Source organism: Pseudomonas sp. UBA6315 (assembly GCF_002438125.1).
Classification (GTDB): Bacteria; Pseudomonadota; Gammaproteobacteria; order Pseudomonadales; family Pseudomonadaceae; genus Aquipseudomonas; species Aquipseudomonas faucium.
This window is the reverse complement of record NZ_DJTF01000143.1, coordinates 58,220-67,600: the sequence shown is the minus strand read 5'-3', so window position 1 is coordinate 67,600 and position 9,381 is coordinate 58,220. Positions and strand designations below refer to the sequence as shown.

11 protein-coding genes are annotated in these 9,381 nt (G+C 65.1%); 10 read left to right on the top strand and 1 reads right to left on the bottom strand.

Translation table 11 applies throughout. From position 1 onward, the window contains the following. Nucleotides 1-408: 408 nt before the first annotated feature. Nucleotides 409-909 (bottom strand): DUF305 domain-containing protein, encoded by a 501-nt coding sequence (locus B3E94_RS17295; RefSeq protein WP_003098996.1) that lies wholly within the window; start codon nt 907-909, stop codon nt 409-411. Nucleotides 910-1,359: 450 nt separating this feature from the next. On the opposite strand from B3E94_RS17295, the gene B3E94_RS17290 reads away from it, so the two are divergent. The 10 genes from B3E94_RS17290 (at nt 1,360) to B3E94_RS17245 (ending at nt 9,356) form a co-directional block, all read left to right on the top strand. Continuing rightward, nucleotides 1,360-2,106: a hypothetical protein gene (locus B3E94_RS17290; RefSeq protein WP_003098991.1), complete on the top strand. Its 747-nt coding sequence runs from the start codon at nt 1,360-1,362 to the stop codon at nt 2,104-2,106. Between the two features lie 118 nt (nt 2,107-2,224). Beyond that, nucleotides 2,225-2,437: an AlpA family transcriptional regulator gene (locus B3E94_RS17285; protein WP_003090093.1), complete on the top strand. Its 213-nt coding sequence runs from the start codon at nt 2,225-2,227 to the stop codon at nt 2,435-2,437. 42 nt (nt 2,438-2,479) lie between these two features. Then, complete coding sequence (locus B3E94_RS17280) at nt 2,480-3,355, top strand: ParA family protein (protein WP_003098988.1); 876 nt, start codon at nt 2,480-2,482, stop codon at nt 3,353-3,355. Next, the gene (locus B3E94_RS17275) at nt 3,339-3,608 is read left to right on the top strand and encodes a hypothetical protein (protein ID WP_003050422.1); all 270 of its coding nucleotides are present in this window, start codon (nt 3,339-3,341) and stop codon (nt 3,606-3,608) included. The genes B3E94_RS17280 and B3E94_RS17275 overlap by 17 nt, the downstream gene beginning before the upstream one ends. Next, nucleotides 3,601-5,280 carry a ParB family protein gene (locus B3E94_RS17270; protein ID WP_004350508.1) on the top strand — a complete coding sequence of 560 codons (1,680 nt, stop codon included), beginning with the start codon at nt 3,601-3,603 and terminating at the stop codon, nt 5,278-5,280. The genes B3E94_RS17275 and B3E94_RS17270 overlap by 8 nt, the downstream gene beginning before the upstream one ends. Nucleotides 5,281-5,294: 14 nt before the next feature. Next, nucleotides 5,295-5,855 carry a DUF2857 domain-containing protein gene (locus B3E94_RS17265; protein WP_003090097.1) on the top strand — a complete coding sequence of 187 codons (561 nt, stop codon included), beginning with the start codon at nt 5,295-5,297 and terminating at the stop codon, nt 5,853-5,855. Nucleotides 5,856-5,858: 3 nt separating this feature from the next. After that, the gene (locus B3E94_RS17260; RefSeq protein ID WP_003116837.1) at nt 5,859-7,097 is read left to right on the top strand and encodes an STY4528 family pathogenicity island replication protein; all 1,239 of its coding nucleotides are present in this window, start codon (nt 5,859-5,861) and stop codon (nt 7,095-7,097) included. Between the two features lie 429 nt (nt 7,098-7,526). After that, nucleotides 7,527-8,318: a PFL_4669 family integrating conjugative element protein gene (locus B3E94_RS17255; RefSeq protein WP_003116836.1), complete on the top strand. Its 792-nt coding sequence runs from the start codon at nt 7,527-7,529 to the stop codon at nt 8,316-8,318. After that, nucleotides 8,315-8,842: a DUF3158 family protein gene (locus tag B3E94_RS17250; protein WP_003098978.1), complete on the top strand. Its 528-nt coding sequence runs from the start codon at nt 8,315-8,317 to the stop codon at nt 8,840-8,842. The genes B3E94_RS17255 and B3E94_RS17250 overlap by 4 nt, the downstream gene beginning before the upstream one ends. A gap of 73 nt (nt 8,843-8,915) precedes the next feature. Further along, complete coding sequence (locus tag B3E94_RS17245) at nt 8,916-9,356, top strand: single-stranded DNA-binding protein (RefSeq protein WP_003098976.1); 441 nt, start codon at nt 8,916-8,918, stop codon at nt 9,354-9,356. Nucleotides 9,357-9,381: the final 25 nt, after the last annotated feature.

Below are 9,381 nucleotides of genomic sequence, written 5' to 3'. Positions count from 1 at the left end.
ATTTGGAGCGGGAAACGAGTCATGCACTAGAGCGCTAAGTCTCTGTTTCCCAATCACTTTCTCCACTGTGGTGATCAGCGAAGAACTCAATTATAGCCTTGTTTTTCGCCCTCGGCAACAAAGTTCATCCAACCACTTCCACCAGCGTCCAAGGATGATCCATCCACCCGTCGTTACGCCTGATGCGTCCAGCTGCTGAGCGGGTTCGCTATCGAACTCCAACTTGCGACGATCATGACTTGCGCTCGCTCCGCAGGCAGCGCGGGGTGGTGTCGCGTGGACTACCTGGCACCTGGACGGCTGTAGGACACAACCGCCGGCATCGGAACACCGCAAGTCCTCATCTTTACATCGCTGCGGCTAACTTCGCCGGAGCGCAACGCGGCGCCAGTGTAGTGGCAGCCAGCCTCAACGAAGGCGTGCAGCAATCCGGTTCATCTGCTCGATCTCCGCGCGCTGGCCATCGGAAATCGCTTGGCATAGGTTGACGAGTTCCGGATCTGAGAGCTGCGCCTCGCGGCACATGAGGATCGCTCCCGAATGGTGCGGGACCATAGACGCGATGAACTGTCGATCGCCGATTCCGGTTTGAGCACGGGTAGCGGCAAAAGAACCGAGTGTGAGAACGGCAAACAAGCCGTACAGCACGAGATTGAGCCGCCGGTTTGGAAACATGCCGGGCATTGTCGCTAGCATGAAGATGCCCATTGGCGCCCACATAGTGACCGCCATGTAGAGCATGTTGAGATTGTTTCTGAAGTCCCTGGCGCCGTCGATCATGCTGAACATTACGAAGTACATGACGACGAGGCCCAACACCATGTTCACCCAGAACTTGGCGTATGGTCGGCCGTGCTTACCCATCTGACCGGATGTGTGATGTTGATGTTCATGGGAATGTTCAGCCATCTCCGTCTCCTATGTGCTGGGGCAACCTGGCAGGGTCACTGGTACTGCGGCAGATACTTTGTCGATATATCAGCATGTGGAGCGATGCATCACTAACCGCTGATTTCCAGTCCCCAACTGGACGTAGGGGCGTCGAACGCTTCAACTCGCTGGTCTTGAACCGTCTGGATATCAGACCATACCAAATCGGTCTTGATGGGCTTTGCGCCACCTATGACGCTGGTACCGTGAGCGCCAATATCGAGCTTGCGTCCTCATCGCTCGATGGGCCGGCAACTGATCGATTCTTGCATATCAAGCAAGACAAGGCCACCTGCGGCGGACGCCAATGGCCTCCTCCGCCTTCGCTTAGGGCATCGCCTCAAGCGTCCGTCGCAGGCCATAACGACACAACAGCCCTTGGGCAAGAAAGGAGCCGGTGATGTAGCGCACCCGAAAGGAGACGAAGACATGCACAAGGACATTTCAACATCAAAGGTGTTCTATCGTCCCATCGAGGCGGCCATCCGATGGGCTGGGTTGCTGCGGTATCTCCCGATGATCCTGGCCACGATCGCGTCACCGCGTGTCCTGCCTCGGTCGCTGAACTGCCCTCGATGGAATGAGTGCCGGCTGCACTCGGAACGTATCTATGACGGCATCCTCAACGGAGAGCTGCCCTACGGCAAGAACGGGATCACGCTCAATGATCCGAACCTGCTCAATTCTCTGGATCTGACTGTTCGCCATGTCGATCTAAAACGCTGGATGCGCACCCACTATCCCGAGCACCGGCCAGGATTTCTGTTCAGCCGTGGCGAACGCATGGCGCATCCTTTCATCACCATGGAAACAGGACAGGCGATCCTCGTGGAGCGGCTGGCCCTTCAGGCCGCGCTTGAACAAGCCCGACGTGAGATGCGAGAACTGCAGGAGCAGCACGACACGCTACTCAAGCAATCCTCGGTGCTGTTGGCATCCAAGCAATGCGAGATCAGCGAACGGGCGGAAACGACCTATCTCAACATCATTGGAGGGATGTTGACGCTGATGCTGAGCCAGTCGCCTTCAGGCGTGCCCTATTCCAGCTTCAAAACGCAGGAGGCCCTTGTCTCTGCATTGGTCGCCCACTACGGCGGCACCATGGGCATCACTGAGCGCACCTTAAACGGAAAGTTCGCCAACGCTAAGAGGTACGTTCGTAGCGCAAGCGCATGAGGTTATCCAGCTTGTATGTGCAATCGCGGAGATTGCATTTGCAATGTCTTTCCGCAGCCAGGTCTATTGAATAGAGGTCACGCCAACAAACGCCACCGAGCGTTCAGGAGTGACCGCCATGTCGCAGACCCCTGTACTCCCGCCGAACGAGCGCCGCATCCTGCGGCTCGATGAAGTCGAAGCGAAGTCCGGCTTCAAACGCGCCCACATCTACAACCTGATGAAGAAGCGCCAGTTCCCTCAGGCGCTGCGCCTGGGCGTGCGCGCTGTCGGCTGGGATTCGATCGAAATCGACCAGTGGATCGCCGAGCGCCTCAACCACCGGACCTGACCCGCTCTCCCGCGGACTTCCCATTCCCAGCCGGAGAGCGCCATGCAGGTCGTGTCCATCATTTCAACGAAGGGCGGCGTCGGCAAGACCACGACGGCCGCCAACCTGGGCGGGCTCGCCGCGGACGCGGGCCTGCGCGTGCTGCTGCTCGATCTCGACGTGCAGCCCACCTTGTCCTCCTACTACGAACTGACCCAGCGCGCGCCGGGCGGCATCTATGAGCTGTTGGCCTTCAACGAGCGCGACCTTGGCCAGCTCGTGTCCCGCACGATCATCGCGGGCCTGGACCTGGTGCTGTCCGACGACCACCGGGGCGAGCTGAACACGTTGTTGCTGCATGCGCCGGATGGCCGCCTGCGGTTGCGGCATCTGCTGCCAGCACTTGCTCCCCTCTACGACCTGGTGCTGATCGACACCCAGGGCGCGCGTTCCGTGCTGCTGGAGATGGCGGTGCTCGCCTCCGATCTCGCGCTGTCGCCCGTCACGCCGGAGATCCTCGCGGCACGCGAGCTGCGGCGCGGCACCATGCAGTTGCTCGAAGACATTGCGCCGTACCGGCACCTGGGCATCGAACCGCCGCCGCTGCACTTGCTCATCAACCGCGTCCACCCGGTGTCCGCCAACGCACGGCTGATCCAGCAGGCCTTGCGCGACCTGTTCCAGGACAGCGCCGGCATCCGCGTGCTCGCCACCGACGTGCCGGCCATAGAAGCGTATCCACGTGCCGCAACGCGCGGCCTGCCGGTGCATCGGGTCGAGCACCGCCAGCCGCCCGGCAGAGTCGCCCCTGCCGCGCTCGACACGATGCGCGCGCTCGCCAGCGAGTTGTTCCCGCAATGGCAGGACCGACTGGCTCAAGTATCCGGCCGCCCGCAGCGACCTCTTGATCCTGGGAGGCCCCATGGCGAACGCACATGAGCTGGCCCGCGGCCACAAGCGGCTGCGCGCCCTGATCGAGTTCGCGGTCGGTGAGGGCTGGCACGTCAAGCGCACGCCGGGCGGGCACCTCAAGTTCACCAAGGCCGGCTGCGCGGCGATCTACACGAGTTCGACAGCGAGTGACCACCGGGCCGAATTGAACGCCCGTGCGCAGATCCGCCGCGCCGAGCGAGAGGCCCGCATGGCGCCGGCCGGCGGTCGTGGGGACTGCGAGGGGTGCGGCCATGGCTGACATGACCTCGCAGGACATGGCAGGCAAGCTGCTCGCGGCCGGCTTCGAGCGCAGCGGCCCAGCGGCTACGGCCTTGAGCGACCCGATCGCGGACACGCCCATGGTCGTGACGCTGGACCAGTTGCGGCCCTACGACCATGACCCGCGCATGAAGCGCAACCCGGCTTACGAGGAAATCAAGGCATCCATCCGCGAGCGCGGCCTGGACGCGGCGCCGGCCATCACGCGCAGGCCCGGCGAGGACCACTACATCATCCGCAACGGCGGCAACACGCGACTGGCGATCCTGCGCGAACTCTGGTCGGAGACCAAGGAAGAACGCTTCTTCCGCATATCGTGCCTGTTCCGACCATGGCCGGAGCGCGGTGAAATCGTCGCGCTGACCGGGCATCTTGCCGAGAACGAACTGCGCGGCGGCCTCACGTTCATCGAGCGCGCGCTCGGCGTCGAGAAAGCACGGGAGTTCTACGAGCAGGAGAGCGGCGCCGCCCTGAGCCAGTCGGAACTGGCCCGCCGCCTGGCGGCCGATGGCTTCCCCGTCCAGCGGTCGCACATCACCCGCATGGCCGACGCGGTGCGCTACCTGCTGCCCGCCATTCCCACTGTGCTCTATGGCGGCCTGGGGCGCCACCAGGTCGAGCGGCTGTCGGTCATGCGCACGGCCTGCAAACGCACCTGGGAGCACTACGCCAAGGACCGTTCGCTGCCGCTGGACTTCGACAGTTTCTTTCAGGAGGTGCTGGCGCAGTTCGACACGCAGGGCGACGAGTTCGCGCCGCAGCGCGTGCAAGACGAGCTGATCGGCCAGATGTCCGAGCTGCTGGGCATCGGCTACGACGTGCTGGCGCTGGACCTGACCGAATCGGAAAGCCGCCACCGGGCGCTGGTCAGTGACCCGACGCCACCTGCGGCGCAGCCGGCGTTGCCTTCGCCCACCGCCGGCACGCCGACTCCGCCGGGCGCAGCATCGTCCATCGCCACGCCTGCAGCGGCGGCCGGTCCTCCACCCGCCAGCCCTCCGGCGTCCGAGCCCACCTTGCGCCACGACGACACGGCGGTTGGCGAAGCGGCCACGGGAAGCCAGCCGGCCGCACCGGGCGATCTGCTTCGCGAGCACATCGTCTCGCCAGCACCGACGACAGAACGGCTCCAATCGATCCAGCGCATGGTCGCCGACCAGTTGGGCGATGCGCTGCCGCCCGACTTCTCGGCGAGCGTGCTGCAGTCCATCCCGGTGCAAGCCGGCGGACTCTATCCGATCTCCGACGTCTGGTACATCGACGCCGGCCTGGACACGCCCGATCGGCTGCGCATCCACATCGCGCAGTTCGCGCGCGAGATCGCCGGGGAGGCAGGCCTGGACGAGTGCATCGAGGATCGCGCCGATGGCATCGGGTTTGCGTGCCGCGCCCGCGGCCAAGCCCCGTCGCCGCTCGGCCGCGCGGTGCTGACGCTGCTCACTTCCCTGACGGGTCAGCCCGTCGCCGAAGCGGGCCTGGACGGCGCGCAGCTCGCCGCCGACCTGCCGACCCTGTTGCACGGCCAGAGCCAAGGCCATGGCAGCGGCGCAAGGCGCTTGAGCGACACGGCGTTGGTCAAGCTCTTTCGGCTGCTGCGCCTCGCCCGGCGTCTGCTGGACCTGGAAGCCGGCACCACGGCGCCCGGGACGTGAGCGAGGGAGGCCGCATGTCCACATCGCATCCGCTCAACCAGGCCGTGATTGCCCAGGCGCTGTATGACCTTCGCAACGGCCAACTGCGCCGCTGCAAGGCCATGGGCTTCGGCGAGGCCGAGCTGGATGCGCTCAAGCACCCCGCGCTGATCAGCGTGCTGGCCAACGCCAGCGTCTCGTGGTGCTCGGTCACGGTCAACCGCGAAGTGCTGCAGCGCCTGCTCAACCAGGCACAGGACGTGGAGAAGGAAATCGCCACGGTCGATCGCATGCTGCGGCTGGGGGCCAGCACGGAGATGGTCAGCCGCTTCTATGGCCTGACCCATCAGGAAGTCGCCCTGCGGCGGGAGATCCTCGGCCTGCCCAAGCGCAAGGGGCGCCACCCCGTCCTGGACGAGACCCAGGACACCGAACTGTGGCGGCAATGGAAAGCCGTGACCAGCAGCAGGAACGTCGATCTGGAGGACGAGACCTCGATTCTCGATGCGGCCATGGACCTGGCCGAGGGCATGTCGCTGCCGCTCTCGGTGGTCTGGGCCGCGATCAGGAACTGGGTCGATCAGGGATTGGGCTAGGCCATGGCCGTGGACGACACCGCCCCACGAGCCCAGCGCCCTGGCCCCATCGCACTCGCCGACCTGTTCGACGCTGCGCTGAAGGACCTCGCGCCCAAGTCCAGCTCTGGCGCTCCCGCGTCCCTGCCTGCTCCAACGCCCACGCCTCCTACGTCCGGCGACGCCTTCCTGTTCAGTGGCAATCGGCACGAGAGCGTGCCGCGGCGGCTGTTCCTCGACCGCCGCCTGACACCGCTGGAGCGCAACGCCTGGCAGGTGTTCCGATTGATGCTCAACGACGATGGCGTCACGGCATTTCCCACCTATGAGCAGTTGCGCCCCTGGCTGGCGTCGATGCCCTGCGCAGGCCAGGCCTCCCATGAGACCGTGGCGCGGGCGCTGACGCTGCTGCGCCTGACGCGCTGGCTGAGCCTCGTGCGACGACGGCGCGACCCCAAGACCGGTCGCATCCTCGGCAACCTCTACGTCCTGCACGACGAACCGCTGACGCCGTTCGAGGCGATGCAACTCGACGCCGACTACCTGGCCCTGGTCAGCCAGTCGCTGGGGCATTCGGCCAAGGCCGTCCAGGTGGTGGGACTCAACACCCTCCAGGAGATCGCGGACGACCCGATGCTGTCCGGACGCACCTTGCCGTCGCGGCTGCAAGTGCTCGCCGAGCGCCTGGCCGACCAGGGCATCACCGCCTCCGAAAGTTATCCACAGGAGGATGCGGTCCACGATTCCGAAGAAGGGCCCGCGAGCCTTCTTCGGAATGGCGATCGCCCATCTTCGGAATCCGAAGCAGGGCCGAAACCCGCGCCAGACGGCGCTCTTCGGAATTCGAAGCAGGACCGTACAGTACGTAGTAGTCGTATTGATGAAGTACGTACTACCGCGCAGGCGCGTGCGCTGGGCGACCTGCAATGGCCCAAGCGCTTCGCGGAACTGAAGGCGGAACAGCAGGCCGGAGCCAAGATGGCGTTGCAGCAGGTGGACGCTGCCCTGCGGCAGGCCGTGCTGGACGAATGGGCCGCACGGTGCGGCAAGCATGGCATCCGCAACCCCGCCGGTTATCTGTTCGGCATCATCCAGCGCGCCATGCGCGGCGAGTTCAATGCCTGGGCCAAGCAGACCGGCCCGGCACCGCCAACACCATCGGCGGCGCGAGCGCCACCAACCGAGCCGCCGCGCAACGTCGTGCCGCCCGAGGTGGCCCGGCAGCACATCGAGCGCCTGCGCGATCTGCTGCGCAAATCCTGAGCACAGGGCTTGTCAAAGCCGTGAAGTAGATCTCCATGGCGGTCGGCAGAAACGGTCCCCTGGGGACGGCTGTGCGGTGAAGCGCCGGGCGACGGCGCGACATGCTGCGCAAAACCTGAGTAGAGCGCATGCAAGACCATGAAGCAGACCTCCATGGCGCTCAACGGAACGGTCCCCTGGGGACGGCTGCGCGGCGAAGGATCGTGTCGAACGGCAGCGCGACGTGCGGTGCAGCACGCATACCGTCAACAACCGAGGACGGGAACGCCGATGTGAGTGCCCATCTGCGGAGCGGTCCCCAGGGGACCGTTGCGCGCTGCGCCGCCAGCGCGCACAGAACCGGGGGTCGGCTCATTTCGGTTTGTTGACTGACTGCCTTCCGCTGCATGCGGATGCTGGCGGCTCCCTGTCCACCAGCGAGCGATCACCATGGCAACCAGCAACGAACCATTGCAACTCAACCTCGGCTCCCTGCGCAGCGCGATGTCGCTGACGCTGCACACCCACCACGCCTCGCGCATCTGGCATGGCCGCGCCGCCGCCGAGGGGCGACCCGGCATCGTCGGCCTGAACGGCTACATCGCCGTGATGAACAAGATGAAGCGCGGCTCGGAGCAGGACGACCCGTACAGCGACTGGTGGATGTTGCGCATCGAGGAAAAGCTCGACCAGACCAGGACCACGTTGCAATCGCTGCGCGAGCAGGTTGACCAGGCACTGGCCGGCGTGCCTGCGGCGTTGAGCCTGGGTGAGAACCTCAACGTGCAGCCGGTGAAGCTCCCCTTGTTCGTGAACGCGCAGCTCGGCTTTGCCGCCGTCTATCTGCTGGCCGACTACGACGACATCGCCCGCAAGCTGATCCTCGCCCACCACACCGCGCTGATCGATCGCTCGACGTTGGAGCGCTGGCTCAACGAAGGTGCCCACGCGCTGCGCAGCCTGTTCAGCCTGGCCCAGCAATACCGCTACTCGGGCTGCACCCGCGACGACTTCGCGGCCAAGAACGCCGCAGCTCGGGCAGCATTGGAGAAGTTCGGCGAACTGCCGCAGGACGTGCTCGAAGGCATGCGCCGCTCGAAGTTTGCGCCGCCCGTCGTGCGCCGTGGTCTGCAACAGCGTGGTGATAGCGCTGCCGCAGCCGCATCTCCCACCGACGAAGGCGCTGCCGCCGATTCGGCCGAGGCCAAGTCCACAGCCGCCGGCGAGGACGAACCGGCATGAGCGACCCGAACCGCGAACCGCGCTACTTCCGTCGTCTGGAACAGCCAGCCTTCATGCGGCTGGAACACGCGGCCTCTCTAAAAGGCCTTTTAAAGCCTTTTAAAGGTAAAGGGGACTTCGAGGCCTGGGCCAGCCAGTGCTTCGCCATGCGCGACGAGTTGATTGCCCTGGCGCAGCGACAGGTGCTGCCACAGGCGTGCGGGCATCCCTTCCACCTGCTTCCCGTCGAGCTGGCCCAGCAGACCACTGGCGCAGGCACGACCTTTCTTCGCTGGCGCAAGCACGATCGATCGGCCATGGGCGTGGCGTTGTGGCAGGAGCTGATGGCGAGCCCCAGCACGCCGGTCAACCTGCTGCACGACCTGCACGAGATCGAACTGCAGCGCGTCATGCTGAACATGCAGATCAGCCTGCTGCACACCCTGGGCAGGCAAGCACAGGAATGCGCCAGCAAGGCCGCGCAGGCGGACAACACCTACCTGCGCCGGCTCGCGTCCGTTCCTGCCGCAGTGCGCGATCGGTGATTGCGCCTGCCATCCGAGCACGCGCCCGAGCCCAACGAGGCACGGGTATTTCAACCACCACGGAGATTCCAACATGAGCACACAATTCATCGGCGAGGGCAACATCGGATCGCCTCCCGAGTACCGCGAATTCCCCAATGGCAACGACGATCCTCGCCGGTTGCTCCGGCTGAACGTGTACTTCGACAACCCCGTCCCCACCAAGGGCGGCGAGTTCGAGGACCGCGGCGGCTTCTGGGCGCCGGTGGAACTCTGGCACCACGACGCCGACCGCTGGCAGCAGCTCTACCAGAAGGGCATGCGGGTGCTGGTCGTCGGCCGCATGGAGCGCGACCCCTGGACGGACAACGAAGATCAGCCGCGTGAGACTTGGCAGGTCAACGCGCGCAGTGTCGGCATCCTGCCGTACCGCATCGAGTCTGTGGCCCTCAGCCCGAAGCCACAGGAGGCAGAGCCGAAGCCCCAGGCCACCCAGGAATCGACGGCGCCGAAAGAGACCAAGCGCAGGAAGTGATCGGGCATGGAGGGCGGCTGCCGCA

Bases quoted from the DNA above. Each gene is read 5' to 3' on its own strand.
- B3E94_RS17295 (WP_003098996.1), bottom strand. From the start codon at position 909: ATGGCTGAACATTCCCATGAACATCAACATCACACATCCGGTCAGATG.
- B3E94_RS17290 (WP_003098991.1), top strand. From the start codon at position 1,360: ATGCACAAGGACATTTCAACATCAAAGGTGTTCTATCGTCCCATCGAG.
- B3E94_RS17285 (WP_003090093.1), top strand. From the start codon at position 2,225: ATGTCGCAGACCCCTGTACTCCCGCCGAACGAGCGCCGCATCCTGCGG.
- B3E94_RS17280 (WP_003098988.1), top strand. From the start codon at position 2,480: ATGCAGGTCGTGTCCATCATTTCAACGAAGGGCGGCGTCGGCAAGACC.
- B3E94_RS17275 (WP_003050422.1), top strand. From the start codon at position 3,339: ATGGCGAACGCACATGAGCTGGCCCGCGGCCACAAGCGGCTGCGCGCC.
- B3E94_RS17270 (WP_004350508.1), top strand. From the start codon at position 3,601: ATGGCTGACATGACCTCGCAGGACATGGCAGGCAAGCTGCTCGCGGCC.
- B3E94_RS17265 (WP_003090097.1), top strand. From the start codon at position 5,295: ATGTCCACATCGCATCCGCTCAACCAGGCCGTGATTGCCCAGGCGCTG.
- B3E94_RS17260 (WP_003116837.1), top strand. From the start codon at position 5,859: ATGGCCGTGGACGACACCGCCCCACGAGCCCAGCGCCCTGGCCCCATC.
- B3E94_RS17255 (WP_003116836.1), top strand. From the start codon at position 7,527: ATGGCAACCAGCAACGAACCATTGCAACTCAACCTCGGCTCCCTGCGC.
- B3E94_RS17250 (WP_003098978.1), top strand. From the start codon at position 8,315: ATGAGCGACCCGAACCGCGAACCGCGCTACTTCCGTCGTCTGGAACAG.
- B3E94_RS17245 (WP_003098976.1), top strand. From the start codon at position 8,916: ATGAGCACACAATTCATCGGCGAGGGCAACATCGGATCGCCTCCCGAG.